This window comes from Rhodobacter sp. SGA-6-6 (assembly GCF_011043545.1).
Lineage (GTDB): Bacteria > Pseudomonadota > Alphaproteobacteria > Rhodobacterales > Rhodobacteraceae > Pseudogemmobacter.
On sequence record NZ_JAAKGP010000013.1, the window covers coordinates 18,212 to 44,936 of the forward strand.

General features: G+C 68.8%; 32 protein-coding genes and 1 tRNA gene. 16 read left to right on the forward strand and 17 right to left on the reverse strand.

Going from position 1 to position 26,725, the window contains the following annotated elements:
- Positions 1 to 24: 24 nt before the first annotated feature.
- The 12 genes from G5B31_RS17460 to G5B31_RS17515 all read right to left on the reverse strand — a co-directional run bounded on the left by G5B31_RS17460 (position 25) and on the right by G5B31_RS17515 (position 8,199).
- Positions 25 to 801 carry a succinate dehydrogenase iron-sulfur subunit gene (locus G5B31_RS17460; protein ID WP_165019498.1) on the reverse strand — a complete coding sequence of 259 codons (777 nt, stop codon included), beginning with the start codon at positions 799 to 801 and terminating at the stop codon, positions 25 to 27.
- A 6-nt stretch (positions 802 to 807) separates the two neighbouring features.
- On the reverse strand, positions 808 to 1,098 hold the full coding sequence (locus G5B31_RS17465; protein WP_165019499.1) for a hypothetical protein: 291 nt from the start codon (positions 1,096 to 1,098) through the stop codon (positions 808 to 810).
- Positions 1,098 to 1,415: a hypothetical protein gene (locus G5B31_RS17470; RefSeq protein ID WP_165019500.1), complete on the reverse strand. Its 318-nt coding sequence runs from the start codon at positions 1,413 to 1,415 to the stop codon at positions 1,098 to 1,100. The genes G5B31_RS17465 and G5B31_RS17470 overlap by 1 nt, the downstream gene beginning before the upstream one ends.
- 4 nt (positions 1,416 to 1,419) lie before the next feature.
- On the reverse strand, positions 1,420 to 1,770 hold the full coding sequence (locus G5B31_RS17475; RefSeq protein ID WP_165019501.1) for a hypothetical protein: 351 nt from the start codon (positions 1,768 to 1,770) through the stop codon (positions 1,420 to 1,422).
- Positions 1,770 to 3,572, reverse strand: a complete 1,803-nt coding sequence (sdhA, locus tag G5B31_RS17480) for a succinate dehydrogenase flavoprotein subunit (protein WP_165019502.1) — start codon at positions 3,570 to 3,572, stop codon at positions 1,770 to 1,772. The genes G5B31_RS17475 and sdhA overlap by 1 nt, the downstream gene beginning before the upstream one ends.
- Positions 3,573 to 3,582: 10 nt before the next feature.
- Positions 3,583 to 3,954, reverse strand: coding sequence for a succinate dehydrogenase, hydrophobic membrane anchor protein (gene sdhD / locus G5B31_RS17485; protein ID WP_165019503.1), 372 nt, complete (start codon positions 3,952 to 3,954; stop codon positions 3,583 to 3,585).
- A 10-nt stretch (positions 3,955 to 3,964) separates the two neighbouring features.
- Complete coding sequence (gene sdhC, locus G5B31_RS17490; RefSeq protein ID WP_165019504.1) at positions 3,965 to 4,351, reverse strand: succinate dehydrogenase, cytochrome b556 subunit; 387 nt, start codon at positions 4,349 to 4,351, stop codon at positions 3,965 to 3,967.
- A gap of 241 nt (positions 4,352 to 4,592) precedes the next feature.
- Entirely contained in the window at positions 4,593 to 5,621 is a 1,029-nt protein-coding gene (locus G5B31_RS17495) for a MaoC family dehydratase (protein WP_165019505.1), read from the reverse strand.
- Positions 5,622 to 5,692: 71 nt separating this feature from the next.
- Positions 5,693 to 5,896: a DUF1737 domain-containing protein gene (locus G5B31_RS17500; RefSeq protein WP_165019506.1), complete on the reverse strand. Its 204-nt coding sequence runs from the start codon at positions 5,894 to 5,896 to the stop codon at positions 5,693 to 5,695.
- Complete coding sequence (locus G5B31_RS17505; protein ID WP_165019507.1) at positions 5,896 to 6,453, reverse strand: NnrU family protein; 558 nt, start codon at positions 6,451 to 6,453, stop codon at positions 5,896 to 5,898. Before G5B31_RS17505 ends, G5B31_RS17500 begins: the two co-directional genes overlap by 1 nt.
- 36 nt (positions 6,454 to 6,489) lie before the next feature.
- Positions 6,490 to 7,350: a CoA ester lyase gene (locus G5B31_RS17510; protein WP_165019508.1), complete on the reverse strand. Its 861-nt coding sequence runs from the start codon at positions 7,348 to 7,350 to the stop codon at positions 6,490 to 6,492.
- Between the two features lie 96 nt (positions 7,351 to 7,446).
- Positions 7,447 to 8,199, reverse strand: coding sequence for a sulfite exporter TauE/SafE family protein (locus G5B31_RS17515; protein ID WP_165019509.1), 753 nt, complete (start codon positions 8,197 to 8,199; stop codon positions 7,447 to 7,449).
- A 154-nt stretch (positions 8,200 to 8,353) separates the two neighbouring features.
- On the opposite strand from G5B31_RS17515, the gene mdh reads away from it, so the two are divergent.
- The gene (gene mdh, locus G5B31_RS17520; RefSeq protein ID WP_165019510.1) at positions 8,354 to 9,316 is read left to right on the forward strand and encodes a malate dehydrogenase; all 963 of its coding nucleotides are present in this window, start codon (positions 8,354 to 8,356) and stop codon (positions 9,314 to 9,316) included.
- A gap of 61 nt (positions 9,317 to 9,377) precedes the next feature.
- Here mdh and G5B31_RS17525 read toward each other — a convergent pair whose 3' ends face one another.
- The gene (locus G5B31_RS17525; protein WP_165019511.1) at positions 9,378 to 9,713 is read right to left on the reverse strand and encodes an SMR family transporter; all 336 of its coding nucleotides are present in this window, start codon (positions 9,711 to 9,713) and stop codon (positions 9,378 to 9,380) included.
- A gap of 127 nt (positions 9,714 to 9,840) precedes the next feature.
- Here G5B31_RS17525 and G5B31_RS17530 point away from each other — a divergent pair, with 127 nt between their 5' ends.
- The 13 genes from G5B31_RS17530 to lpdA all read left to right on the forward strand — a co-directional run bounded on the left by G5B31_RS17530 (position 9,841) and on the right by lpdA (position 22,250).
- Positions 9,841 to 9,990 carry a hypothetical protein gene (locus tag G5B31_RS17530; protein ID WP_165019512.1) on the forward strand — a complete coding sequence of 50 codons (150 nt, stop codon included), beginning with the start codon at positions 9,841 to 9,843 and terminating at the stop codon, positions 9,988 to 9,990.
- Positions 9,987 to 10,649, forward strand: coding sequence for a class I SAM-dependent methyltransferase (locus G5B31_RS17535; protein WP_165019513.1), 663 nt, complete (start codon positions 9,987 to 9,989; stop codon positions 10,647 to 10,649). The genes G5B31_RS17530 and G5B31_RS17535 overlap by 4 nt, the downstream gene beginning before the upstream one ends.
- Before the next feature lie 337 nt (positions 10,650 to 10,986).
- Entirely contained in the window at positions 10,987 to 12,180 is a 1,194-nt protein-coding gene (locus G5B31_RS17540; RefSeq protein ID WP_165019514.1) for a hypothetical protein, read from the forward strand.
- A gap of 224 nt (positions 12,181 to 12,404) precedes the next feature.
- Complete coding sequence (gene sucC, locus G5B31_RS17545; RefSeq protein ID WP_165019515.1) at positions 12,405 to 13,598, forward strand: ADP-forming succinate--CoA ligase subunit beta; 1,194 nt, start codon at positions 12,405 to 12,407, stop codon at positions 13,596 to 13,598.
- Entirely contained in the window at positions 13,598 to 14,110 is a 513-nt protein-coding gene (locus tag G5B31_RS17550; RefSeq protein ID WP_165019516.1) for a hypothetical protein, read from the forward strand. Before sucC ends, G5B31_RS17550 begins: the two co-directional genes overlap by 1 nt.
- A 42-nt stretch (positions 14,111 to 14,152) precedes the next feature.
- Positions 14,153 to 14,332 (forward strand): hypothetical protein, encoded by a 180-nt coding sequence (locus G5B31_RS17555; RefSeq protein WP_165019517.1) that lies wholly within the window; start codon positions 14,153 to 14,155, stop codon positions 14,330 to 14,332.
- An 81-nt stretch (positions 14,333 to 14,413) separates the two neighbouring features.
- Positions 14,414 to 15,298, forward strand: a complete 885-nt coding sequence (gene sucD / locus G5B31_RS17560; protein WP_165019518.1) for a succinate--CoA ligase subunit alpha — start codon at positions 14,414 to 14,416, stop codon at positions 15,296 to 15,298.
- 154 nt (positions 15,299 to 15,452) lie between these two features.
- Complete coding sequence (locus G5B31_RS17565; protein ID WP_165019519.1) at positions 15,453 to 18,419, forward strand: 2-oxoglutarate dehydrogenase E1 component; 2,967 nt, start codon at positions 15,453 to 15,455, stop codon at positions 18,417 to 18,419.
- Between the two features lie 11 nt (positions 18,420 to 18,430).
- Positions 18,431 to 19,714, forward strand: coding sequence for a 2-oxoglutarate dehydrogenase complex dihydrolipoyllysine-residue succinyltransferase (gene odhB / locus G5B31_RS17570; protein ID WP_240904480.1), 1,284 nt, complete (start codon positions 18,431 to 18,433; stop codon positions 19,712 to 19,714).
- 53 nt (positions 19,715 to 19,767) lie between these two features.
- The gene (locus G5B31_RS17575) at positions 19,768 to 20,007 is read left to right on the forward strand and encodes a hypothetical protein (RefSeq protein ID WP_165019520.1); all 240 of its coding nucleotides are present in this window, start codon (positions 19,768 to 19,770) and stop codon (positions 20,005 to 20,007) included.
- Entirely contained in the window at positions 20,004 to 20,399 is a 396-nt protein-coding gene (locus G5B31_RS17580; RefSeq protein ID WP_165019521.1) for an MAPEG family protein, read from the forward strand. Before G5B31_RS17575 ends, G5B31_RS17580 begins: the two co-directional genes overlap by 4 nt.
- Complete coding sequence (locus tag G5B31_RS17585) at positions 20,396 to 20,788, forward strand: MAPEG family protein (protein ID WP_165019522.1); 393 nt, start codon at positions 20,396 to 20,398, stop codon at positions 20,786 to 20,788. The genes G5B31_RS17580 and G5B31_RS17585 overlap by 4 nt, the downstream gene beginning before the upstream one ends.
- A 73-nt stretch (positions 20,789 to 20,861) precedes the next feature.
- The gene (gene lpdA, locus G5B31_RS17590) at positions 20,862 to 22,250 is read left to right on the forward strand and encodes a dihydrolipoyl dehydrogenase (RefSeq protein WP_165019523.1); all 1,389 of its coding nucleotides are present in this window, start codon (positions 20,862 to 20,864) and stop codon (positions 22,248 to 22,250) included.
- Positions 22,251 to 22,333: 83 nt separating this feature from the next.
- Here the strand turns inward: lpdA and G5B31_RS17595 are convergent, their stop codons facing one another.
- The 4 genes from G5B31_RS17595 to G5B31_RS17610 all read right to left on the reverse strand — a co-directional run bounded on the left by G5B31_RS17595 (position 22,334) and on the right by G5B31_RS17610 (position 25,773).
- Entirely contained in the window at positions 22,334 to 23,059 is a 726-nt protein-coding gene (locus tag G5B31_RS17595; RefSeq protein WP_165019524.1) for an intradiol ring-cleavage dioxygenase, read from the reverse strand.
- 67 nt (positions 23,060 to 23,126) lie between these two features.
- A complete protein-coding gene (locus tag G5B31_RS17600) occupies positions 23,127 to 24,038 on the reverse strand; it encodes a pirin family protein (RefSeq protein WP_165019525.1) in 912 nt (303 codons plus the stop codon).
- 344 nt (positions 24,039 to 24,382) lie between these two features.
- Positions 24,383 to 25,030, reverse strand: a complete 648-nt coding sequence (locus G5B31_RS17605; RefSeq protein WP_165019570.1) for a GntR family transcriptional regulator — start codon at positions 25,028 to 25,030, stop codon at positions 24,383 to 24,385.
- Between the two features lie 32 nt (positions 25,031 to 25,062).
- Complete coding sequence (locus G5B31_RS17610; RefSeq protein WP_165019526.1) at positions 25,063 to 25,773, reverse strand: M48 family metallopeptidase; 711 nt, start codon at positions 25,771 to 25,773, stop codon at positions 25,063 to 25,065.
- Between the two features lie 133 nt (positions 25,774 to 25,906).
- Between G5B31_RS17610 and G5B31_RS17615 the strand changes: the two genes are divergently transcribed.
- A complete protein-coding gene (locus G5B31_RS17615; RefSeq protein ID WP_165019527.1) occupies positions 25,907 to 26,242 on the forward strand; it encodes a TIGR02300 family protein in 336 nt (111 codons plus the stop codon).
- A 91-nt stretch (positions 26,243 to 26,333) separates the two neighbouring features.
- Positions 26,334 to 26,409, forward strand: a tRNA-Ala gene (locus tag G5B31_RS17620).
- Positions 26,410 to 26,725: the final 316 nt, after the last annotated feature.

The window sequence follows — 26,725 nt, forward strand, 5'->3', positions numbered from 1 at the left end:
CGGCCCCCTCCCGGAACGGGCGGATCAGACCACCCGTTCCACCATCAGCTTCTTGATCTCGGCAATCGCCTTGGCCGGGTTCAGCCCCTTCGGGCAGGTCTTGGCGCAGTTCATGATGGTGTGGCAGCGATACAGCTTGAACGGGTCTTCCAGACCGTCCAGCCGCTCGCCCGTCGCCTCGTCGCGGCTGTCCACGATCCAGCGGTAGGCGTGCAGCAGCGCCGCCGGGCCGAGATAGCGGTCGGAGTTCCACCAGTAGCTCGGGCAGGCGGTGGAGCACGACGCGCACATCACGCATTCATACAATCCGTCCAGCTTGGCCCGGTCCTCGATCGACTGGCGCCATTCCTTCTGCGGGCGGTTGGTCTTCGTCTCCAGCCAGGGCATGATGCTGGCGTGCTGGGCGTAGAAATGCGTCAGGTCGGGGATCAGGTCCTTCACCACCGGCATGTGCGGCAGCGGGTAGATCTTCACGTCGCCCTTGATCTGGTCGAGACCGAAGATGCAGGCCAGGGTGTTGCTGCCGTCGATGTTCATCGCGCAGGAGCCGCAGATGCCTTCGCGGCAGGACCGGCGGAAGGTCAGCGTCGGGTCGATCTCGTTCTTGATCTTGATCAGCGCGTCCAGAACCATCGGGCCGCACTTGTCCATGTCCAGGAAATAGGTGTCCACCCGCGGGTTCTGGCCGTCGTCGGGGGTCCAGCGGTAGATCAGGAACTTGCGGATGTTCTTGCCTTCCGGCTTCGGCCAGGTCTTGCCGGTGCGGATCTTGGAATTCTTCGGAAGCGTGAACTGGACCATGGGAAGTCAGCCTTTCCAGCCGGGCATGTCGTAAAGCGGCCGGGTCGGGGCCTGCCCTGACCTGGCCATGACGCAGGTTTCGAATACGGCAGAGGGGTCCTTGCCGAGGAGGTAGTCGGAGGAGACGCTGAGATCCAGGCCCCCGGCCATCCGGCCGCCCGAGGCGGCGCCGACCTTGACCATGCCGCGCGGTTGCTGGGCGAGGCGCGCGCGCTCGTAACAGTCGCGCTCGGCCTGCTGGACCGAGACGGGGCCGCAGGCGGCAAGGATCAGCGGCAGGATCAGCAGGCGGCGCATCACGTCACCGGAGGCACGCCCGAGGCGGCGAAGCAGGCCTTTGCGGCGGGGCGCGTGGCAAGGTTGCGGATGTTCTCTTTGGTCAGCGTCCCGGCCTCGACGCCGAAATCGGCGGCCAAGGCCCGGACCTCCTCGATGCTGGCGGCCTGCAGGATGCATTCGGTGGCGGCCTTGGCGGGCGCCGCCGGCATCTCGCGCATCACCACCGCCTCCACCACATCGGCGGCGGCGCGGCGGGCGGTGTTGTCGGCCATGGCCTGCGGATCGCAGGCGGCAAGTGCCAGCACGGCAAGCGGGAGAAGGGTCTTCGGGGTCATCGCATCAGCCTCCAGGGCCCTGCGCCGCCAGGAACTGGCTGCCCGACAGGGCCGAGACCAGACATTGCGTCGCCTCCGGCCGGCTGGCCACCGTGCGGACCACCGGCCAGGCCCGGGCGGCGACATCCTGCGCAGCCCCCGCCCCGGCCGCCTGCGCCAGTTGCATCAGTTCCGAAGTGGAAGCGTTGTTGATCACGCAATCGGTATAGGGCGAGACATCCACCCCCGGCACATAGCGCGCCGCCGCCGCATCGACGGCGCTGCGGGCCAGGCTGCGGGTGGTCTCCTGCATCACCGCCTCGCCGGCGACGCAGCCGGAAAGGGCGAGGGGCAGGAGAAGGGCCGCAAGCCGCATCAGAACTTCCTCTCCGCCGGGGCGATCTTCTTCAGGCTGATGCCGCCCTCCTCCTCGGTGGTCAGCGGCGCGGTGTGGACCGGGCGGAAGTCCAGCCGCACCCGGTTGCCGTCCACCCAGGCCAGCGTGTGCTTGCGCCAGTTGGCGTCGTCGCGCTGCGGATGGTCCTCATGCGCGTGCGCCCCGCGGCTTTCGGTGCGGGCGTGGGCGCCGTAGATCGTCGCCAGCGCGTTCGGCATCAGGTTGGTCAGCTCCAGCGTCTCCATCAGGTCGGAGTTCCAGATCAGGCTGCGGTCGGTGACCTTCAGGTCCGAGAGCTTCCCGGCGATTTCGGTCATCGCCACCTCGCCCTCGGCCAGCGTCTTCTCGGTGCGGAAGACGGCGGCGTCGCGCTGCATGGTGCGCTGCATCTCCAGCCGCAGCTCGGCGGTCGGGATGGCGCCATCGGCGTTGCGCAAGCCGTCGAAACGGTCCAGCGCCTTGTCGACCTCGGCCTTGTTCGTGGCGGGCACCGGGGTGCCGCGGTCCACCACCTGCCCCGCCCGGATCGCCGCGGCGCGGCCGAAGACCACCAGGTCGATCAGCGAGTTCGACCCCAGCCGGTTCGCGCCATGGACCGAGGCGCAGCCGGCCTCGCCCACCGCCATCAGGCCGGGGAAGACCGCATCGGGGTTGTCATGCGTGGGGTTCAGCACCTCGCCCCAGTAGTTGGTCGGCACCCCGCCCATGTTGTAGTGCACGGTCGGCAGCACCGGGATCGGCTCCTTGTGCAGATCCACCCCGGCAAAGATGCGGGCCGACTCGGTGATGCCGGGCAGCCGCAGTTCCAGCGATTCCCGCGGCAGGTGGTTCAGGTGCAGGTGGATGTGGTCCTTGTGCGGGCCGACACCGCGGCCTTCGCGGATTTCCATCGTCATGCAGCGGCTGACGTAATCGCGCGGCGCCAGGTCCTTGTAGTGCGGCGCATAACGCTCCATGAACCGCTCGCCGTTGGCGTTGGTCAGATAGCCGCCTTCGCCGCGGGCGCCCTCGGTGATCAGGCAGCCCGAGCCGTAGATGCCGGTCGGGTGGAACTGCACGAATTCCATATCCTGCAAGGGCAGCCCGGCGCGGGCCACCATGCCGCCGCCATCGCCGGTGCAGGTATGGGCCGAGGTCGCCGAGAAATAGGCCCGGCCGTAGCCGCCGGTCGCCAGCACCGTCATCTTGGCGTTGAAGACATGGATGGTGCCGTCGTCCAGCTTCCAGCACACCACGCCGGTGCAGGCGCCGTCGGTGATGATCAGGTCGATGGCGAAATATTCGACGAAGAACTCCGCCTGCTGCTTCAGGCTCTGGCCATAGAGCGTGTGCAGGATCGCGTGGCCGGTGCGGTCGGCGGCGGCGCAGGTGCGCTGCACCGGCGGGCCCTCGCCGAATTCGGTGGTGTGGCCGCCGAAGGGACGCTGGTAGATCTTGCCCTCTTCGGTGCGGCTGAAAGGCACGCCGTAATGTTCCAGCTCGTAGACCGCTTTCGGCGCCTCGCGCGCCAGGTATTCCATCGCATCGGTGTCGCCCAGCCAGTCGCTGCCCTTCACCGTGTCATACATGTGCCACTGCCAGCTGTCCGGCCCCATGTTGCCAAGGCTGGCCGCGATGCCGCCCTGCGCCGCCACGGTATGGCTGCGGGTGGGGAAGACCTTGGTCACGCAGGCGGTGCGCAGCCCCTGCTCGGCCATGCCCAGCGTGGCGCGCAGGCCCGCGCCGCCCGCACCCACCACGACCACGTCGTAATCATGCACTTCATAGGGATAGGCAGTCATGGTGGTTCCTTCAGAGCGCGATTTTCAGAAGCGCGAAGATGCCGGTGGCGCCGATCATCCAGGCCAGCGAGATGACGAAGATCACCGCCATCTTGCGGGCGGAGCCGCGCAGGTAATCCTCGATCATGTTGGTCGCGCCCATGGCGAAATGGCGCATCCCGATCACCAGAACCAGCGCGGTCAGGATCGCGGGGAAGGGCCGGGCGAAGGTGGCCAGCACCTCCTCGCGGCCGCTGCCGAGGGCCGAGCCGAAGATGTAGAGCCAGGCCGGCACCATGAAGGCCAGGCCCACGGCGCTGAGCGTCATCGACCAGTGGTGTTCGGTGCCGGTGTGCGAGGCGCCCTTGCCCTCGGCGCGCTTGCGGGCGGTCAGGTAGCGCATTCTCGCCCCCTTACTGAACCAGAAGGATTGTGATCACGGTCAGCACGACCGAGCCGATCAGGCAGGCCCAGCCCAGCTTTTCCGCCGTGGGGATGTCCAGCCCGTGGCCGGCGTCGTAGTAAAGGTGCCGCAGCCCGGCGAGGTAGTGATACCACACCGCCCAGAGCGAGCCGGTGAAGACAAGGTCGCCGAACCAGCTGGTCGCCACCGCATCCGCCACCGCGAAATATTCATCCGAGATCGCGGCCGCCAGCAGCCACCAGACCCCCAGCAGCACGCCCGCCACCAGCGCATGGCCGGTGATCCGCGTCAGGATCGAGGTCAGCATCGGGATGTGCCACCGATAGATCTGCAGGTGGGGGGAGAGGGGCCGTTCGACCCGCTTGGCCTCTGCCATGTCGGTTCCCTTCGTCGCTGGCTCGCCCGGAATCCGGGCCGGGCGCGCTTCCTGTTTTCTTCCATGGCCGATTTTTCCGGCCGAGTCACGCCCGCTGCACCTGCAAATTGCACCCGTTCGCGGTAACGGGGCGATATTTTCCCTTCATGTGATCACAGTTTCAAAAGAAGTGATCACGAATTCCCTTCATCTTGGCCCAAATACTCCACGGGGGTCCGGGGGTGTGAAACCCCCGGCGGCCTCACCGGGGCACCAGCGCCCAGTAGTCCAGATCCAGCAACACCTCCGGCAGGTATTTCCCGGCCGCGTCCTTCAGCGCAAAGGGTGCGGCGCCGTTCTTCACCGCCACCAGCCGCAGCCGCAGCGCTCCCACGCCCGGCGCCGGGGTCTCCGCCCGGTCCAGCACCTCGGACCAGGCCCGCACCGTGTCGCCGGCGAAGCAGGGGTTGGCGTGCGCCCCGGCATTCAGCGCCACGATCATCTGCGCATTCGCCAGCCCGTTGAAGCTCAGCGCCCGCGCCAGGCTGATCACATGGCCGCCGTAGATCAGCCGCCGTCCGTCCTCGCGTTGGGTGGCGTCGAAATGCACCTTGGCGGTGTTCTGCCACAGCCTCGTGGCCAGCATGTGCTCGGCCTCCTCGACCGTCACACCGTCCACATGGTCGATCCTCTCGCCCGGGGCATAGTCGCCCCAGCGGTGCCGCTCTCCGGCCAGCGCGAAATCGTAGCTGGAGAAATCCAACCCGGCAGGCACCACCAGCGCCTCCGGCGCCACCACGGCTTGCAGTTGCGGAACAACCGCCTCGGGCGCCGGGGTCGGGCGGTTCTTCCGCACCATCACCCACCGCACATACTCCAGCACCGCCTCGCCCCGCTGGTTCAGCCCGCGGGTGCGGACCCAGACCACCCCGGTCTTGCCGTTGGAATTCTCCTTAAGCCCGATCACCGTCGAGTCCGACTGCAGGGTATCCCCCGGCCAGACCGGCGCCAGCCAGCGCCCCTCGGCATAGCCGAGGTTCGCCACCGCGTTCAGGCTGATGTCCGGCACGGTCTTGCCGAAGACGGTGTGGAAGGCGATCAGGTCGTCCATCGGGCTGGCCGGCAGGCCGCAGGCGCGGGCGAATTCGTCCGAGGAGTAAAGCGCCCCGCGGGCGGGGTAGAGCGCATGGTAGAGCGCCCGCTCCCCGCCCGAGACGGTGCGCGGCACCGCATGGGTGATCGTCTCGCCCAGCCTGTAGTCCTCGAAGAATCGTCCTGCGTCGGTCTTCATCGCCCCTCCTGCCCGCACCCCCCGGACTTCGCGCGAAGTCCGGCACGATTTCCGCGCGGAAATCGTCCGGCTCACATCTCGCCCAGTTTCACCTCCGGGGAATAGGTCCCCGGCACCTCCTTCACCACCGCCTGCCCGCAGCGCATCACGCCCTTCAGCGCGTCGTAGGCGTAGGTCGGCCCGCCGTGCAGCTCCCACCCCTTCGACAGGGCGAGGCTGACCTTGTGGCAGAAGGCCGAGGTGTCGTCGTCGGACAGGAAACGATACAGCCGCATCAGTAATAGCTCCCCTCGAAGACCGGGTGGCCCAGCCAGTTGTGGACCAGCGCGATCACCGCCAGCAGCACCAGCGTGCCGACCAGGTTCATCGCATCGCCCTTGATCCCGCGGCCGCCCGTAGGCCGCACCCAGGCCGACGTGCGGTTGATCGCGGCCATCTGCACCAGCGCCCAGAGGCCGATGCCGCCGAACAGCACCAGCGAGGCCATATCGCCGTTCACCAAGAGGTGCGCGACGGCCCAGACCACCGTGCCCCAGAGCATCGGATGCCGCATCCGCGGGTAAAGCGTGCCCTTGGTGCCGCCCACCCCGAACAGGAAGATCGACACCAGCATCAGCGTGTTGTTGGCATGGCCCATCCCCGGCAGCGGGGTATAGACCGGCACGAACTCGGCGGCGCGGTAGCCGAGGATCATCAGCACCACCGCGGCCAGCACGGCCAGCGCCACCGCGGCGCGGCCCGCGTCGCCCATGCCGGCCCGCGCGCCCGGCGCGAGGCGTTTGAAAAGATGGGCAGCCCACCACAGGGCAAGGCCAAGGATCAGAAGAGTCATCTGGCGTTCTCCGGCTTGATGGCGCTGACCCTGCCCCTAATCGGCCATGGCTGCAATCGCCTCGGCCCGCGACAGGATGGCCTTGGCGGTGGCGACATGCAGGTTCTCGACGATCCTGCCGTCCACCACGGCGACGCCGCCGCCCTGCGCCAGGGCCTCCTCGTAGGCGGCGATCTGGCGGCGGGCGAGGTCGATCTCGGCCTCGGAGGGCGCGAAGGCGGCATTGGCGATCTCCAGCTGCGCCGGATGGATCAGGGTCTTGCCGTCGAAACCCATGTCGCGGCCCTGCTCGCATTCGGCGCGCAGGCCCTCGTCGTCCTTGAAGGCGTTGTAGACCCCATCCACGATCACCAGCCCCTGCGCCTTGGCCGCCAGCAAGCACAGCCCCAGCCCCGCCTGCATCGGCAGCCGGTCGGGCCGGAACCGCGACCCCAGCTCCTTCGCCAGGTCATTGGTGCCCATCACCATACCCTTCAGCCGCGGATGCCCGGCGATCTCGGCCGCGTTCAGCATCCCCGCCGCCGTCTCCATCATCGCCCAGAGGGCGACGCCCGGCACCACCGCCGCCACCGCCTCCAGATCGGCGGCGCGGTTGACCTTGGGCACCAGAACGGCGTCGATCCTCGCCCCCTCGGCCAAGGCCGCCGCCATCGCCGCGGCATCGTCCCGGCCCCATTCGGTATCGAAGCCGTTGATCCGCACGATCCGCAGCCGCGGCCCGAAGTCCATGTCGCGCAGCACCCGTGCCAGCAGCTCCCGCGCCGCGGGCTTCTCGGCCGGAGCCACCGCATCCTCGAGGTCGAAGATGATCGCATCCGCCGGCAGCGCCTGCGCCTTCTCCATCGCCCGCTCGCGCGCGGCGGGGATATAGAGGACCGAACGGCAGGGACGAGACATCGCAAGACCTCACGCAAGATTCTTGCGGCAGAAACCACGAATCCGCCACTTTCATCAAGCCCAGATTCGCCGCGGTGCAGAAATTCTGTGCGGGTATCAGCCGGCCAGCGCCCGACCGCCGTCCCAGGCCAGCTTGATCGAGATCAGCAGCAGCGCCCAGGTCACCAGCTGGAAGAACAGCTTCTCCGGCAGCCGTTTCACCAGCCCCACCCCGGCGAAGACCGCAAGGCTGGCGGGCAGGAACAGCATCGCCGCCGTCTTCAGGTTGGTGGGGGACAGCAACCCAAGCTGCCAGTAGGGCGGCAGCTTGGCGGCGTTGATCACCGCGAAGGCGATGGTCGAGGTGCCGGCGAAGACCGACCGCGACAGGCCCAGCGGCAGGGTGAACACCTGCCAGGGCGGCGCCCCGGCATGGCTGACGAAGCTGGTGAAGCCGGTCACCGCCCCCCAGAACATGCCCGGGCCGACACGCGCGGGCCGCGGCTCGGCCACGACGCCGCGGCGGAGCAGCAGGTTCAGCGCGAAGGCCATCCCGATCACCCCGATCAGCACCCGCACAGCCGCCTCGGGCACCACGCTGGCGGTGGCCCAGCCGACGGCGATGCCGACCATGGCCCCCGGCAGCGCGATCGCCAGCACCCGCGCGTCGTAGTCGCGGCGATAGGCCCAGAGGCCGAAAATGTCGCTGACGACATAGACCGGCAGCAGCAACCCCGCCGCCACCCCGGGCGGAATCACCAGCGCCAGCACCGGCACGCCCAGCATCCCGACGATGGGAATCCCGCCCTTGCCGGCGCCGACCAGCGCCGCGGCGATCACCGCCGCGATCCAGAACCCCCAGCCTTCCATCGCGCCCTCCGTCCGCGTTACCGCTAAACCGGGACGCCGGGGCCGGAAAGCCCCGATCTTCGTATGCAATGGCATACATTCGCCGCGCGCGGTGCTGGACAGGGCGCGCATTAGGGGCTAGGCCCTTGCGCGACTCGAACCTCAGGAGGTCCCCATGGCACGACCCAAGATCGCTCTCATCGGCGCGGGCCAGATCGGCGGCACGCTTGCCCATCTGGTCGCAACCAAGGAACTGGGCGACGTCGTCCTGTTCGACATCGCCGAAGGCACGCCGCAAGGGAAGGCGCTGGACCTGGCGCAATGCGGCCCGGTCGAGGGCTTCGACGCCGTGCTGAAAGGCACCAATTCCTACGCCGACATCGCCGGCGCCGATGTCTGCATCGTCACCGCCGGCGTGCCGCGCAAGCCGGGGATGAGCCGCGACGACCTTCTCGGCATCAACCTGAAGGTGATGAAATCGGTCGGCGAGGGCATCAAGGCCCATGCCCCGAACGCCTTCGTGATCTGCATCACCAACCCGCTGGACGCCATGGTCTGGGCGTTGCGCGAATTCTCCGGCCTGCCGCACAACATGGTGGTCGGCATGGCGGGCGTGCTGGACTCGGCCCGCTTCCGTCACTTCCTTTCGCTGGAATTCGGCGTCTCGATGCGCGATGTCACCGCCTTCGTCCTCGGCGGCCATGGCGACACCATGGTGCCGCTGACCCGCTATTCCACCGTCGCCGGCATCCCGCTGCCCGATCTGGTCGCCATGGGCTGGACCACGCAGGAGAAGCTGGACGCCATCGTGCAGCGCACCCGCGACGGCGGGGCCGAGATCGTCGGCCTGCTGAAGACCGGCTCGGCCTTCTACGCCCCCGCGACCTCGGCCATCGAGATGGCGGAAGCCTATCTCAAGGACCAGAAGCGCCTGCTGCCCTGCGCGGCCTATGTGAAGGGCGCCTACGGGCTGGATGGCCTTTACGTCGGCGTGCCGACGGTGATCGGCGCCGGCGGGATCGAGCGGGTGGTGGAAATCAAGCTGAACGGCGACGAGCAGGCGATGATGACCAAATCCGTCGACGCGGTGAAGGGCCTTGTCGCCGCCTGCAAGGGCATCGACCCCTCGCTGGCCTGAGTCCTCGGAGCCTTTGCGCAAGGGCGTCTCCGGCCTGTCCGGGGGCGCCCTTTCCTTTGGCTCAATGCGAAACCGAGCGCGAGAACAGGTGGATCACCAGCACCCCGGCCAGGATCAGCGCCAGCCCGAGGATCGCCGCCAGGTCCAGCGCCTGCTTCGCCCAGATCCAGGCCACCATGGTGATCAGCACGATGCCGAGGCCGGACCAGAGGGCATAGACCACCCCGGTCGGCATGTGCCGCAGCGGGAAGGACAGGAACCAGAACGCCCCGGCATAGCCGACCACCGAGATCACGCTCGGCCAGAGCCGGGTGAAACTCTGCGACCGGGCCAGCGCCGAGGTGGCGATCACCTCCAGCACGATGGCCATCACCAGGAAGATCATCGCCTTCTGCATCCGTCCCCTCCGCCCTGCCGGGCGACAGGACCACAGCGCAGGGGCGGCCGCAAGCCCGGGGCTTTTGCCATTGCCCCCGGGCCGCGAATCCGGCATCCCCGGCGCATGTCTTCCCCCGGAGGTTCCGATGGACTATTCCAAATCCGGCGGCGCCAATGCCGCCAAGACCTCGCCCAAGCCCAAGCGCGGCGCCCAGAAGGGCGCGCCGAAGGTGGCAGCCACCGACAAGACCGCGCTTCTTGCCCGGATGAAGGCCGCCGCCGCCAAGAAGCCTTGACCTCGCCCTATCTCGCGCCCGGCTTCTACGACCGGGCGCTTGCGGCCGGCCGGCACCGCGAGATCGTCGGCGGCCGCTGGGACGAGACCGCCCGCGCCCAGATGGCCGCGCTTCTGGACGAGGGGCTGCGGCCGGAGCACCGTCTGCTGGACATCGGCTGCGGCTGCCTGCGGCTGGGGCACCGGGCAGTCGGTTACCTCGACCCCGGCCATTACTGGGGCACCGACGCCTCCGCCGCACTGATGCAGCGCGGGTGGGAGGCGGAGCTGACGCCGGACCTGCAAGCCCGCCTGCCGCGGGAGCAGCTGGTTGAGGACGCCGGTTTCGCCTTCCCCGGCTTGCCGGCCGACATCGACCACGCCATCGCCTTCGGCGTCTTCACCCATCTGCCCGCCCCCGTCCTCCGCCCTGCGCTGGCCGCGCTGCGCGCCCGCATCCCGGGGCTGCGGAAACTCCTGCTCACCGTCTTCCTTGCGCCCGGGGGCCAGACCGGCCCGCTGCGCCAGCCCGACGGCGTGGTCACCCACCCGGACCGCCCGCCTTACCATCGCTCCGCTGTGGAGGTGGAGGCCGACGCCGGCGCAGCCGGTTTCCGCCTGGCTTGGCGGGACCGGCGATTGCCCCGCGGCCAGAGGCTCTGCGTGCTGGAACCGGCATAGCCGAAGGCGCGGCTGCCGCCGCATTCCTTATCGTTTCGGCTGACGGAGGCCCCTGGGGCTGCTGTCGGCGGATGGGGGCATTCTGCCCCCAACCCCCCTGAGGATATTTGGGGCAGGTGAATTTGGAAAAAGAGCGCTTCTTGCAATTCACCTGCCCCCAAATATCCCCGCCGGAGGCACGTCCGAGCCGGTTGCGCCTGAAAGGCGCAGAGGCGAGACAAAAGGCTTGCGCCGCAAGGCGCTCGATACAATTCCGGCGGCGGATTTCCCCACCCCGCCGCCGGTTGACCCCCCGGGCCCCCCGGCGCATCCTTCTGCCATCCCGAAGGAGGTCCCCATGCGCCCGATCCTCGCCGCCGCCCTCGCCCTTCTCCCCGGCCTCGCGCTGGCCGAGCCTTCGGCGCTGTCCGCCGAGATCGCCGCCAAGGGGCTGAAGGCGACCGAGGAGCGGCTGGCCGCGCTGCCGCAGCCGAATCCGCCCGACCTGTTCGCGCTGGCCGGGCTGCGCTTCCTCTCCGGCGTCGAATCCGCGCTGCAGCTGCGCTGGCAGACCGGGCTGCAGGCCGACTGGTCGGAGCTGCCGATCCTGCGCCTGCCGATCCCGCAGAACCCCGACGCCCGGCCCTTCACCGGCGCCGACCTCGGCACCCTGCTGACCGGCATCGACAAGGACATGGAGGCCGCCCGCGCGGCGCTGGACCAGCTGGGCGAGCAGCAGTTCGTGCTGGAGATCGCCGTCGGCGACCTCTGGTTCGACATCAACATGAACGGCAGCCGCGACAAGGGCGAGGACGTGGGCGAGGTGGCGGGGCTGACCCTCGGCGCCGGCCGGATGGGCTCGGTCGAGATGATCGACCCGACCATCCGCTTCGACGCCGCCGATGCCGCCTGGCTTTCGGCCTATACCCACCTGCTCTCGGCCTTCACCGATGTGGCGCTGGCCTACGACCCGGCGGCGGCGGTGGACCGGGTGGCCGCCTCGGCCGCGAAGATGGCCGAGTTCCACGGCACCACGCCGCCCAACCACGCGCTGGACATGATGTTCGGCGCCCAGGTCGACCGGGTGGCGATCATCCTGCACGCGCTGGCGACGGAGCCCGACCCGGCGCTTGCCGCCTCGGCGCATGAGCATCTGCTGGCGACGATCCGCGAGAACCGCCGCTTCTGGTCGCTGGTCGAGGTGGAGACCGACAACGACAGCGAATGGATCCCGAACGACCGCCAGGTCTCGGGCCTGGGGCTGAACATGCCGCCCGGCACCGGGGCGCATTGGCAGGCGGTGCTGGCCGATGCCGAGGCGATCCTGACCGGGCAGCTGCTGGTGCCGCACTGGCGCTACGGCGCCGAGGCCGGGATCGACGTGTCGCTGATGTTCAAGGACCCGCCGGCGGTGGATCTGGTCGCCATGGTGCAGGGCGAGGGCTTCCTTCCCTTCGTCCGCAAGGGGCCGCAGGCCAGCGCGCAATCCTGGCGGGAATTCGAAAGTCTCGTCTGGGGCGACTCGCTGCTTTTCGCCATCCTGCTGAACTGACGGCGCCGGCCCGAATCACGTTAGCGCCACCGCGCGGCGGGGTATCCTCGCGGCAAGTGATCACGGGCCCGAAAGCTGTGATCACGGCCTGAAAATTCGTGATCACAAAACTGCATTTCTCCGCCGATTTGCCGGAAAACCCCGAAAAGCGCTTTGGCGGCGTTACGTTTCCATGCCAGAAAGCCCGGACATCGGCATGAAACGACCGTCCCCGGAGAAAGCACATGAACATCCACGAATACCAGGCCAAGGCGCTTCTCCGCAGCTACGGCATTCCGGTCTCGGACGGCCGCGTCGTGCTGCGCGCCGAAGAGGCCAAGACCGCCGCCGGGGAACTGGACGGGCCGCTCTGGGTGGTCAAGGCGCAGATCCATGCCGGCGGCCGCGGCAAGGGCAAGTTCGTGGAGCCCGAGGCGGGCGAGAAGGGCGGCGTCCGGCTGGCGAAATCGGTCGAGGAAGCCGCCGAGTTCACCCGCCAGATGCTGGGCCGCACCCTCGCCACCGTGCAGACCGGCCCGGCCGGCAAGCAGGTCAACCGCATCTACATCGAGGACGGCAGCGACATCGAGCGCGAGTTCTACCTCGCGCTGCTGATCGACCGCAAGACCAGCCGCATCTCGATCGTCTGCTCGACCGAGGGCGGCATGAGCATCGAGGACGTGGCCCATGACACGCCCGAGAAGATCCACACCCTGACCATCGACCCGGCCACCGGGCTGCAGGATTTCCATGGCCGCCGGGTGGCCTTCGCGCTCGGCCTCACGGGCAACCAGGTCAAGCAATGCGTCGCCATCGTCAGGAAGCTCTACCAGCTGTTCCTCGACAAGGACATGGACATGCTGGAGATCAACCCGTTCTGCGTGCTGAAGGACGGCTCGCTGCGGCTCCTGGACGCCAAGATGGGCTTCGACGGCAATGCGATCTACCGCCACCCCGACATCGCCGCGCTGCGCGACGAGACCGAGGAGGACCCGAAGGAACTCGCCGCCTCGAAGTTCGACCTGAACTACATCGCGCTGGACGGCGAGATCGGCTGCATGGTCAACGGCGCCGGGCTGGCCATGGCGACGATGGACATCATCAAGCTTTACGGCGCCGAGCCGGCCAACTTCCTGGACGTGGGCGGCGGGGCGACCAAGGAGAAGGTGACCGAGGCCTTCAAGATCATCACCTCGGACCCGAACGTGAAGGGCATCCTGGTCAACATCTTCGGCGGCATCATGCGCTGCGACATCATCGCCGAGGGCATCGTCGCCGCGGTGAAGGAGGTCGGCCTGCAAGTCCCGCTGGTGGTGCGGCTGGAAGGCACCAACGTGGAACTGGGCAAGAAGATCGTCAACGAAAGCGGCCTGAACGTGATCGCCGCCGACGACCTGTCGGACGCGGCGCAGAAGATCGTCAAGGCGGTGAAGGGGTGATGCTGCGGGCCGCCCTGATCCTTGCCCTGACCGCCCTGCCCGTCACGGCGCAGGACTGGTCGACGGTCGAATTCATGACGCGCAAGCTGGATGATCCCGATCACGGCGCGGCCTATCGTGCGGCAGTGGCCGCCTGCCTGGCCGGACGGGGCGATCCGGCGGCCACGGCCGCCCTGTTCCTGGAAGGCAACTGGGTCACGGTCGAGGAACGCGAGCAGGGCCTGATGGAAATCTTCTCACCCGATGCCGACCTTTACGTCCTGGCCGCCGATGACGGCAGCTTTTGCGCCGCCTATTCCGAGGTGCAGGGCACGGCCACGGCCATCGGCAACCTGCAGATCATCGGCGGCGCGGCTGGCCTGTCCCTCGAAAGCCTGGACATGCCGGCGGGCTGCATCGCCTTTGCCTTGGGCCATGGCATCCAGGCCGAAGTCACCTCGTCGGGGAACGACCCGGTCTGCGAAAGCGAAACGACCAGTTCCGTCCGCTTCATCTTTGGCGGGGCGGGCTGATGCCATTGCAACACCCGTCACCGCAATGAAAGGGAAAACCCCATGCGCCTGACATTCGCCGTCCCGCTGCTGCTTGCCTCCCTGGCCCTTCCGGCCTGCACAGGCGGTGTGGTGGACGTGAACGATGCCCACACCTCCTTCGAGCAGACCTGCGCCGAGCAATCGGCCCTGGCCACGCAAGGACGGATGGACGGGCGCGACATCACGATCACCTGCCCCTAGGGGCGGCGTGATCCCCGCTGGACTTCCCCGGCACCTGTCCACGGGCGCCGGATCGATGGATATTCTTTGAAGGAGGCCCCGATGGCCGTTCTCGTCGACAAGCATACCAAGGTCATCTGCCAGGGCTTCACCGGCAGCCAGGGCACCTTCCATTCGGAACAGGCCATCGCCTATGGCACCCGGATGGTGGGGGGCGTGACGCCGGGCAAGGGCGGCAGCACCCATCTCGGCCTGCCGGTGTTCGACAGCGTCCATGACGCGGTGGAGAAGACCGGCGCCGACGCGACCGCGATCTACGTGCCGCCGCCCTTCGCCGCCGACTCGATCCTGGAGGCCATCGACGCCGAGATCCCGCTGATCGTCTGCATCACCGAGGGCATCCCGGTGCTGGACATGATGAAGGTGAAGCGGGCGCTCCTGAACTCCAAATCCCGGCTGATCGGGCCGAACTGCCCCGGGGTGATGACGCCCGACGCCTGCAAGATCGGCATCATGCCGGGCTCGATCTTCAAGCGCGGCTCGGTGGGCGTGGTCAGCCGCTCGGGCACCCTGACCTACGAGGCGGTGAAGCAGACCACCGACGTGGGCCTGGGCCAGTCCTCGGCCGTCGGCATCGGCGGCGACCCGATCAAGGGCACCGAGCATATCGACGTGCTGGAGATGTTCCTGGCCGACCCCGAGACCACCTCGATCATCATGATCGGCGAGATCGGCGGCTCGGCCGAGGAGGAGGCGGCGGAATTCCTGGCCTCGGAGAAGAAGAAGGGCCGCTGGAAACCGACCGCCGGCTTCATCGCCGGCCGCACCGCCCCTCCGGGCCGCCGCATGGGCCATGCCGGCGCCATCGTGGCGGGCGGCAAGGGCGATGCCGGATCGAAGATCGAGGCGATGAAATCCGCCGGCATCGTGGTTGCCGACAGCCCCGCGGGCCTGGGCGAGGCGGTGCTGAAGGCGATCAAGGGCTGACCATGCCTATGGGTGGTCCATCAGACCCCTGCAAGGCGCGCCCGATGTGGCGCGCCGGCGTCCTGTGCAAGACCCGGGTTTTCGCCGAAAACCCGCCCCCCTTTCCGAGTTTTCGACGAAAACTCGCTCTCTCCCGTCCCCTTGAGGTGACCCGATGACCGAACATTCCCCCAACGCGCAATTCCAGGCCTCCTCCTTCATGGACGGGGCCAATGCCGATTACATCGACCAGCTGCAGGCCCGCTATGCCGAGGACCCGAATTCGGTCGATGCCGGCTGGGCGGAGTTCTTCCGCGCCCTCGGCGACAACGAGCTGGACGCCAAGCGCGCCGCCGAGGGGCCGAGCTGGGCGCGGGCCGACTGGCCGCCGGCTCCGGTGGACGACCTGACCGCGGCGCTGACCGGGGAATGGGCCGCCGCGCCGGCGAAGGAGCGCAAGGCGGCGGGCGAGAAGATCGCCGCCAAGGCCGCCGAGCAGGGCGTCAACCTGACCGAGACGCAGCTGCAGCGCGCCGTCATCGACTCGATCCGCGCGCTGATGATCATCCGCGCCTACCGCATCCGCGGCCACCTCGCCGCCGATCTCGATCCGCTGGGGATGCGCGAGCAGGCGCCCCACCCCGAGCTGGACCCGGAAAGCTACGGCTTCTCCGAGGCCGACATGGACCGGCCGATCTTCATCGACAACGTGCTGGGGCTGACCCATGCCTCGATGCGGCAGATCATCGACATCCTGAAGCGCACCTATTGCGGCACCTTCGCGCTGCAATACATGCACATCTCGGACCCCGAGCAATCCTCCTGGCTGAAGGAACGGATCGAGGGCTACGGCAAGGAGATCCAGTTCACCCGCGAGGGCCGCAAGGCCATTCTGAACAAGCTGGTCGAGGCCGAGGGCTACGAGAAGTTCCTGCACGTCAAATACATGGGCACCAAGCGCTTCGGCCTCGACGGCGGCGAGGCGCTGATCCCGGCGATGGAGCAGATCGTCAAGCGCGGCGGCCAGCTGGGCGTGAAGGAGATCATCATCGGGATGCCGCACCGCGGCCGGCTGAACGTGCTGGCCAACGTGTTGATGAAGCCCTACCGCGCCATCTTCAACGAATTCCAGGGCGGCAGCTTCAAGCCCGAGGACGTCGACGGCTCGGGCGACGTGAAATACCACCTCGGCGCCTCGGCCGACCGCGAGTTCGACGGCAACAAGGTCCACCTGTCGCTGACCGCCAACCCCAGCCACCTGGAAGCCGTGAACCCGGTCGTCCTCGGCAAGGCCCGCGCCAAGCAGGACCAGCTGAACGACACCGTGGAGCGGATGGCGGTGCTGCCGATCCTGCTGCACGGCGACGCGGCCTTTGCCGGCCAGGGCGTGGTGGCGGAATGCCTGCAACTGTCGGGCATCAAGGGCCACCGCACCGGCGGCTGCATCCATATCGTGGTGAACAACCAGATCGGCTTCACCACCGCGCCGCATTTCAGCCGGACCTCGCCCTACCCCACCGACATCGCCCTGATGGTCGAGGCACCGATCTTCCACGTCAACGGCGACGACCCCGAGGCTGTGGTGCACGCCGCCCGGGTGGCGACCGAATTCCGCCAGAAGTTCCACAAGGACGTGGTGCTGGACATCATCTGCTACCGCCGCTTCGGCCACAACGAAGGCGACGAGCCGATGTTCACCAACCCGGCGATGTATAACCGCATCCGGAAACAAAAGACCACCTTGCAGCTTTATACCGAAAGGCTGGTGGCCGACGGGCTGATCCCGGAAGGCGAGATCGAGGACATGAAGGCCGCCTTCCAGGCCCGCCTGAACGAAGAGTTCGAGGCCGGCAAGGATTATCGCCCGAACAAGGCCGACTGGCTGGACGGGCGCTGGAAGAACATGCAGACCAAGGACCTGGACAACTACCAGCGGGGCGAGACCTGGATTCCGCCCGAGACCCTGGCCGAGATCGGCCAGGCGCTGACCCGGGTGCCCGATGGCTTCAACATCCACAAGACCGTCGCCCGGCAATTGCAGGCCAAGGCCAAGATGTTCGAGGAGGGCCGCGGCTTCGACTGGGCCACCGCCGAGGCGCTGGCCTTCGGCTCCCTGCAGGTCGAGGGCTTCCCGGTCCGCCTTGCGGGGCAGGACTGCACCCGCGGCACCTTCAGCCAGCGCCACTCGGCCCTGGTCGACCAGGACACCGAGGAGCGCTACTATCCGCTGAACCACATCCGCGCCGGCCAGGCGAAGTTCGAGGTCATCGACTCGATGCTGTCGGAATATGCGGTGCTCGGCTTCGAATACGGCTATTCGCTGTCCGAGCCGAACGGGCTGACGCTGTGGGAGGCGCAGTTCGGCGACTTCGCCAACGGCGCGCAGATCATGTTCGACCAGTTCATCAACTCGGGCGAGTCGAAATGGCTGCGGATGTCGGGCCTTGTCGTCCTTCTCCCGCATGGGATGGAGGGCCAGGGGCCGGAACATTCCTCGGGCCGGCTGGAGCGGTTCCTGCAACTCTCGGCCGAGGACAACTGGATCGTCGCCAACTGCTCGACCCCGGCGAACTACTTCCACATCCTGCGCCGGCAGATGCACCGCGACTTCCGCAAGCCGCTGATCCTGATGACGCCGAAATCGCTGCTGCGCCATCCGATGTGCATCAGCGATGCCGAGGACTTCACCACCGGCTCCACCTTCCACCGCGTCCTCTGGGACGATGCGCAGAAGGGCCATTCCGAGCTGAAGCTGAAGGACGACAAGAAGATCCGCCGCGTCGTCCTCTGCTCGGGCAAGGTCTACTACGACCTCCTGGCCGAGCGCGACTCGCGCGGGCTGGACGACGTCTACCTGCTGCGGGTCGAACAGATCTACCCGGTGCCGGGCATGGCACTGACGGCGGAACTGTCGCGCTTCCCGGGGGCCGAGTTCATCTGGTGCCAGGAAGAGCCGAAGAACCAGGGCGCCTGGTCCTTCATCGAGCCGGAGCTTGAAACCCTGCTGACCAGGGTCCGCGGCACGCCGACCCGGGCGCGCTATGCCGGCCGCGTGGCCTCGGCCTCGCCGGCGACCGGACTCGCCTCGCGCCACAAAGCCGAACAAACCGCGCTGGTCGATGCCGCGCTGACCATCGCCTGAAGGAGTTGAAGATGACCGACGTCATGGTGCCCGCCCTGGGCGAAAGCGTCTCCGAAGCCACCGTCTCCACCTGGTTCAAGAAGCCCGGCGATGCGGTGAAACAGGACGAGATGCTCTGCGAGCTGGAGACCGACAAGGTCTCCGTCGAGGTGCCCTCGCCGGTGGCGGGCGTGCTGGCCGAAATCCTTGCTCCCGAGGGCACGACCGTCGCGGCCAATGCCCGGCTGGCGATCGTCACCGAAGGCGCCGCCGCCGCGGCGCCGAAGGCCGGCAGCGCCCCCAATGCGCCGCCGGTTTCCCCCGCCGCCAAGGCCACCGAGCCGAAGTCCGAGGATGCAGCCACCGTCGGTTCCCCCGGCGCCGGGCCGGAACAGCTGACGCCGCGCGCCGATGTCGAGGATGCGCCCTCGGCCAAGAAGGCGATGGCCGAGGCCGGGCTCGACCGTGACGCGATCCAGCCCACCGGCAAGGACGGCCGGGTGATGAAGGAGGATGTGGCCCGCACCGTGGCCGGCGCCGCCGGTGCCGCCGCGGCCGCCACCGTCGCCCCGGCCCCCGCCGCCATCCCCCGCGCGCCCGTCCCCGCGGACGATGCCGCGCGCGAGGAGCGTGTGAAGATGACCCGCCTGCGCCAGACCATCGCCCGCCGGCTGAAGGACGCCCAGAACACCGCCGCCATGCTGACCACCTACAACGAGGTGGACATGTCCGGCATCATGGGCCTGCGCAACGACTACAAGGACGCCTTCGAGAAGAAGCACGGCGTCAAGCTGGGCTTCATGTCCTTCTTCGTGAAGGCCTGCTGCCACGCGCTGAAGGAAGTGCCCGAGGTCAATGCCGAGATCGACGGCACCGACATCGTCTACAAGAACTACGTCCACATGGGCGTTGCGGTCGGCACCCCGTCCGGCCTGGTGGTGCCGGTGGTGCGCGACGCCGACCGGATGTCCTTCGCCGAGATCGAGAAGAAGATCGCCGAACTGGGCCTGCGCGCCCGCGACGGCAAGCTGTCGATGGCCGAGATGCAGGGCGGCAGCTTCACCATCTCGAACGGCGGCGTCTACGGCTCCTTGATGTCCAGCCCGATCCTGAACCCGCCGCAGTCCGGCATCCTCGGGATGCACAAGATCCAGGACCGGCCGGTGGTGGTGAACGGCCAGATCGTCATCCGCCCGATGATGTATCTGGCGCTGTCCTACGACCACCGCATCGTCGACGGCAAGGGGGCGGTGACCTTCCTCGTGCGCGTCAAGGAAGCGCTGGAAGACCCGCGCCGGTTGTTGATGGACCTGTGATCCTGTGCAGGATGGGCAATATCGCCCATCCTGCCCCCAAGCGGAGCCGCCCGATGCACCAGCTTCTGATCCAGACCACCGCCCCCGATTTCGCCGCCTGGAAGGCGGCCTTCGACGCCGAGGCCGAGAACATCGCCGCGGCCGGGCTGAACATGCTGCAGATCTGGAAGGCCGAGGGCGGCGCGGTGCTGGTGCTGTTCGAGGTGGCGAACCGCGCCCGTGCCGAGGAGTGGCTGGCGAAGCATACCGGCTTCGGCCGCGGCTACGCCGCGCAATTCCTGGAAACCGCATGACCGCCGAACTCGCCGCCCTCGCCGCCGCCGCGCTGGTCCATTTCGCCACCGTCCTGGTGGCGCAGCACTTCCTGACCCGCGACGTGGGGCCCGAGGACAACCTGGGAACCCGCGAGGGGATCGAGGAACGGCTCTCGCCCGTCACCCAGCGCCTGCGCCGCGCCACGGCGAACTTCACCGAGAATGTCGGGCCGTTCATCATCGCGATCCTCGTCGTCACCCTGGCGCAGAAGACCTCCGCCCTCACCGCGGTGCTGGCCTGGGCCTTCGTCGCCGCCCGCGTGCTCTACGTTCCGGCCTACGCGCTGGCCTGGGTGCCGTGGCGCAGCCTGATCTTCTCGGTCGGCGCCCTCGCCACGCTGGCGCTCCTGCTGATCGGACTTCTCGCATGACCCCCGAACTCGCCGCCCTCGCCGCCGCCGTGCTGGTCCAGATCGCCACACTGGGCCTGATGGCCGTGGTGGCCAACCTGGAACTCGGCCCGAAGATCACCACCGGCCCGCGCGACGGCACGCCGCCTCCGGTGTCGCAGCTGCTCGGCCGCCTCATCCGCGCCACCACCAACGGGTTCGAGGGTCTGGCGATGTTCGCCCCCGCCGTGCTGGTCGTCGCCCTCTCCGGCCAGTCCACCCCGGTGACGCAGGCCGCCGCCTGGACTTTCGTCGTCGCCCGCATCCTCTATGTCCCGGCCTATGCCTGGGGCCTGCGCCCCTGGCGCAGCGCCATCTGGGGCCTCGGCCTTCTCGCAACCCTCGTCCTTCTGGTGTCAGCCCTGATCTGACCCCTTCATCTTGGCACAAATACTCCGGGGGTCCGGGGGCAGAGCCCCCGGCCACCGGCCGAAAGGAGATCCCATGGCAGAGTTCGACCTGATCGTCATCGGCGGCGGCCCCGGCGGCTATGTCTGCGCCATCCGCGCCGCCCAGCTGGGCCTGAAGACAGCCTGCGTCGAAGGGCGCGAGACGCTCGGCGGCACCTGCCTGAACGTCGGCTGCATCCCCTCGAAAGCGCTCCTGAACGCCACCCATCTCTTGCACGAGACCCATGAGAATTTCGAGAAGATGGGCCTGATGGGCGCGAAACCCACCGTCGATTGGGAAAGGATGCTGCGCTACAAGGACGACGTGATCGCCGGCAACACCAAGGGCATCGAGTTCCTGTTCAAGAAGAACAAGGTGACCTGGCTGAAGGGCTGGGGCTCGATCCCCGAAGCCGGCAAGGTCAAGGTCGGCGACGAGGTTCATTCGGCAAAGGCCATCGTCATCGCCACCGGCTCCGAGGCCTCGGTCCTGCCCGGCATCACCGTGGACGAAGAGGCCATCGTCACCTCCACCGGCGCGCTGGCCCTGCGGGAAATCCCGAAGTCCATGGTGGTGATCGGCGCCGGCGTGATCGGGCTGGAAATGGGCTCGGTCTACGCCCGGCTCGGCACGCAGGTGACGGTGGTGGAATATCTCGACGCCATCACCCCCGGCATGGACGCCGAGGTGGCGAAAGGCTTCCAGCGCATCCTGTCCAAGCAGGGGCTGAAATTCGTCCTCGGCGCCGCGGTGCAGGTGGTGGAGCGGACCAAGTCCGGCGCCAAGGTCGCCTGGAAGCTGCGCAAGAACGATGCGGCGGGCGAGATCGAGGCCGATGTCGTCCTCGTCGCCACCGGCCGCAAGCCCTATACCGCCGGGCTGGGGCTGGAGGCGCTCGGGGTGGAGCTGCTGCCCCGCGGCCAGATCAAGGTCGACGGCCACTGGCAGACCAATGTTCCCGGCGTCTATGCCATCGGCGATGCCATCCCCGGCCCGATGCTGGCCCACAAGGCCGAGGACGAGGGCATGGCGGTGGCCGCGGTCATCGCCGGCCGGCACGGCCATGTGAACTACGGCGTCATCCCCGGCGTGGTCTATACCACGCCCGAGGTGGCGACGGTGGGCGCCACCGAGGAACAGCTGAAGGAGGCGGGCCGGGCCTACAAGGTCGGCAAGTTCTCGTTCATGGGCAACGGCCGCGCCAAGGCGGTGTTCCAGACCGAGGGCTTCGTCAAGCTCCTGGCCGACAAGGAGACCGACCGCATCCTCGGCTGCCACATCATCGGCCCCGGCGCCGGCGACCTGATCCACGAGATCTGCGTGGCGATGGAATTCGGCGCCTCGGCCGAGGACATCGCCCTGACCTGCCACGCCCACCCGACCTTCAGCGAGGCCGTGCGCGAAGCCGCGCTCGCCTGCGGCGACGGCGCGATCCACGCCTGACCGGCCGCTTGTCGTCGCATTCCATGCGCTCCTCGCGGGTCCTTCCCCCGCGAGGAGGGACGAAGTCCCCGACGAGCCCGCGCCTACCCCTGCCCGAACAGTCTCTCCAAGAGCCCGCCCGCGGGCCGGTCGGCGTCGATGCCGATCACCAGCGCCGCCACCGCCTCGCCGTCCGGCGCGTCCATCTCCACCCGGGCGACCGCGCCCGCTCCGGCCTGCCGGGCGATGCCGTCGCGGCCGAGCGGCGTGTCCTGCGGCCCGCGCGCCTCGTAGGCCGGATGCTCGGAATGGATGGTCTCCGCCAGCGCATCGTCGAAGAAGACTTGGCCAGTCAGCACGGTGCGGGCATCGAGGAAGACCTTGTAGTGCACATGGGTCACCCGGCCGCGATACCAGCCGGGAAAGATGGTGCGGAACTCCGCCACGCCCTCGGCCCCGGTCTCCTGGGTGCCGCGCAGGAAGGTGCCGCCCGCGCCCTCCACCCCGGAATAGGCGCCGGCGGCGTCGCAATGCCAGACATCGACCCGCGCGGCGGGCACGGGCCGGCAGTCCGCCGTCACCACCTGCAGCCGCAGCACCAGCGGCAGGCCGGGCCGCCCCTCGGCGATGTCCTGCCGGATCAGGTCTTCCTCCAGATAATAGGGGCCTTCCGTCACTTCGGGCTGCAGCAGGCAGACTTCGGGCGCGATCAGCCCGGCCTCCTGCGCCTCGGCCCGCGCCCGGGCCGGGACCGCCACGGCAAGGGCAGGCGCCAGCGACAGCGCCTTCAGCAGGCTGCGGCGGTCGAGGACGGTCAGCGGGCGGGGCATGGCAATCTCCTTTGCCCGGGCAAACGGGCGGGGCGGCGGATTCCGTCGCCCCGCGGCCGCTGCCGGCTCAATGCCCCGGCCGGATGAAGGTTCCGTTGCGCAATTCGGCAAAAGCCTGCCGCAGTTCGGCCTCGGTGTTCATCACGATCGGCCCGGCCCAGGCCACCGGCTCCTGGATCGGCGCGCCGGAGATCAGCAGGAACCGCACCCCTTCCGGCCCCGCCGTCACCGTCACCTCGTCGCCCGCGCCGAAGCGGACCAGGGTGCGGTTGCCGCTGAGGTCGCGGATGTTGACCTCCTGCCCCGCCACTTCCTTCTCCAGCAGCACGCCCTGGGGCCGGGCGGCATCGCGGAAGCTGCCCGCACCCTCGAAGACATAGGCGAAGGCCCGGCGGCGGGTGTCGATCCTGAAGGTCTTGCGCTTGCCCGCGGGCACGAAGATGTCCAGGTATTGCGGGTCCGCCGCGATCCCCTCGACCGGGCTCCTGACCCCGCGCCAATCCCCGATCACCACCCGGATCTGCGTGCCGTCATCCTCGTGCCGCTCGGGCAGTTCGGCGCCGGGGATGTCCTGATAGCGCGGGTCGGTCATCTTCAGCGCGGCGGGCAGGTTGCCCCAGAGCTGGAAGCCGTGCATCCGGCCGGTTTCGTCGCCCTTCGGCATCTCCTGATGCAGGATGCCGCGGCCCGCGGTCATCAGTTGCAGGCTGCCGGGGCCGAGGATGCCGCGGTTGCCGAGCGAATCGCCATGCTCCACCGTGCCGGCCAGCACATAGGTGATGGTCTCGATCCCGCGGTGCGGGTGCCAGGGGAAGCCGGCGGAATAGTCGCGCGGATGGTCGCCGCGGAAGTCGTCGAACAGCAGGAAGGGGTCGGCCTCGGCCGGGTCCCGGAAGCCGAAGGCGCGGTGCAGGTTGACGCCGGCGCCCTCCACATGAGGCTGGGCGCGGCGGGTCTCGATCACGGGACGGATGGACATTCTGGCCTCCTTTGCCGGGGGGTGATGGTGCCAAGATGGAGGGGCGGCGGCCGCCGAAAAATACCGGAACGCACAGCCCGGATGTGCGCGGATGCACAGGCGACCCGGGCGGGAGAAGGCGAGGCACTGCCTCGCCCCCGCCCGTGCGCGGCGGGTGCACCCGGAGACGGTGGCCGCGAGAGGCCACAGAGGCCATCGCCTGCCCGGGCGGGCGAGAAGCGCCCGCCGAGGGGCAGGCGGGCGCTGGCCGGGTGCTTTGGGCACCCGGCCGGGAAGGTGACAATGGCACCGCGTGGCGAAGACACACGCCTTCGCCAAGGAAGCCGGGCAAGACTTCTGAGATGTCACCCCGACAGGTGCCGCAGCCCCTGGGTCACGTCGGTGCGGATCGCCAGCCGCAGCCCCGGCTCGTCTCCCGCCTTCAGCGCCGCCAGGATCATCCGGTGGTGTTGCGGCGGCTCGGTCCGCCTCAGCCTTGCATAGACCGCCCGCATGGTAGGGCCGAGTTGCAGCCAGACCGTCTCGCACAGGGCCAGCATCGCCGGGGTCTGCGCCCGCAGGTAAAGCGTGCGGTGGAACTCCAGGTTCGTCCGCACATAGCCCACCGCATCCTGCTTCACCGCCGCCTCGGCGTTCAGCGCGTTGATCGCCGCCAGCCGCTCGATCAGCGCGAAATGGGCGCGCGGCAGGGCGCGGGCGGCCATCTCCGGCTCCAGCATCGCCCTTATCGCCGCCAGTTCCTCGATCCGCTCGGGCGACAGTTCCGGCGTCGTCACCCGGCCCGAGGAGGACAGCGTCAGCGCCCCCTCCGCCACCAGCCGCCGCACCGCCTCGCGCGCAGGCGTCATCGAGACGCCGAACTGCCGGCCGATCCCGCGCAGGGTCAGCGCCTGCCCCGGCGCCAGCTCGCCATGCAGCACCTGCTGGCGGAGCGAGCGATACACCCGCTCATGCGCGGCGGCGTTGGGATCGGCGGGGCGAGGGGTGATCATGGCGGCAAGGGAAGCACCGGGCAGAGGACGGGTCAATCCCCGTTCCCGGCCCCGGCAGCGAAGCGGAAGCGGTGCAGCCCGCCGCCATGGCTGTGCAGCCAGGCCCTTTGCCGCTTCCAGCCCGGAAAGATGCCCTCCACCACCGCCCAATAGGCCGGCGAATGGTTCATCTGCACCAGATGCGCCACCTCATGCGCGGCCACGTAGTCCAGCACCGAGGGCGGGGCCATGATCAGCCGCCAGGAATACATCAGGGTGCCGTCATGGCTGCAGGACCCCCAGCGGGAGCGGGTGTCGCGCAGCACCAGCCGGCCGTAGCGCCGCCCCACCTGCGCGGCGTGGCGGGTCGAGGCCAGCGCCAGCCGGTCGCGCGCCAGCACCTTCAGCCAGGCCGCCACCCGCGCGCCCGCCCGGGCGGGATCGCCCGGCACCAGCAGGCGGTCCTCCTCCACCCGGATCGCCCGGCCCGGGCCGGTCTCCAGCCGCAGCGGCCGCCCCTCCACCGGCAGCACGCAGCCGATGCCGACCGCCAGCCCCTGCGACTCGGGCATCCGCGCCAGCGTCCGGCGCAGCCAGCCCTCCTGTTCCGCCAGGAAGGCCAGCGCCTCGGTCTCCCGCGCGCGGGCGGGCAGCGACAGCGTGACCTTGCCGTCCAGCCGCGACACCCGCAGCGAGAATCGCCGCGCCTGCGCCGAGCGGCGCAGATGCACCTCGACCGGCGGATCGCCCGGCAGCACCGGCATCGCAAAACCCCGCTGAAACCCCTTGAATCCCGGCCCCGTGATAGCCATTTCGGCGCCCGAGCGAAAGGCTTTGACACCGCCCGGCGCCTGTGGCAAGGGGCGGCTTTCTGGACATCCGTTGAAGGGACAACCCATGCCCAAAGCAGAATGGGGCACCAAGCGCGTCTGCCCGACGACCGGCAAGCGTTTCTACGACCTGAACCGCGTTCCCGTGGTCAGCCCCTATACCGGCGAGGTGGTGGACATCGAATCCGCCCGCCGCAAGATGGCCGCGGCGGTGATCGCCCGCGTCTCGCCCGAGAAGGATGACGACGTTCTGGTCGACGACCTGGAAGCCGACGACGACCTGCTGGAAGCCGCCGCCTCGGAAGACACCGAGATGGACGACGACCTGCTGGAGGACGACGCCGACGACAACGTCTCGCTGGACGATCTGGCGGATGTGGCGGGCGACGAGGAAGAAGTCTGATCCGCCGCGCGGCCCGTGCATTTTCCTCTTGCACCCCCCCGCGCGCTCTACTAGATACCCGGCACCGCGGCGGAGACGCCGCGCCCACGGTGGGGCCGTAGCTCAGTTGGGAGAGCGCTTGAATGGCATTCAAGAGGTCAGGGGTTCGATTCCCCTCGGCTCCACCAAATAAATCAAGGACTTGATCGACAGACGCCCCGCCTTGCGCGGGGCGTTGTCGTTTCCGGGGTGCCCGCGGCCAGTCCGGGCGGGAGAAGGCGAGGCACTGCCTCGCCCCGCCCGTGCGGACGGGTTCAACCGGAGACCTTTCGGCACGAGACCCCGAGAGGCCAGCGCCCGACCCGGCGGGCGAGAAGCGCCCGCCGGGGGCGGGGCGGGCGTTGGCCGGGCCGGCCGGGACAAGGGAAAGCGTTGCGCCGTGGCGAAGGCACGCGCCTTCGCCAGAGAGGCCGGGCTGGTCCCGGCGGATGTGTCATCCCTCCG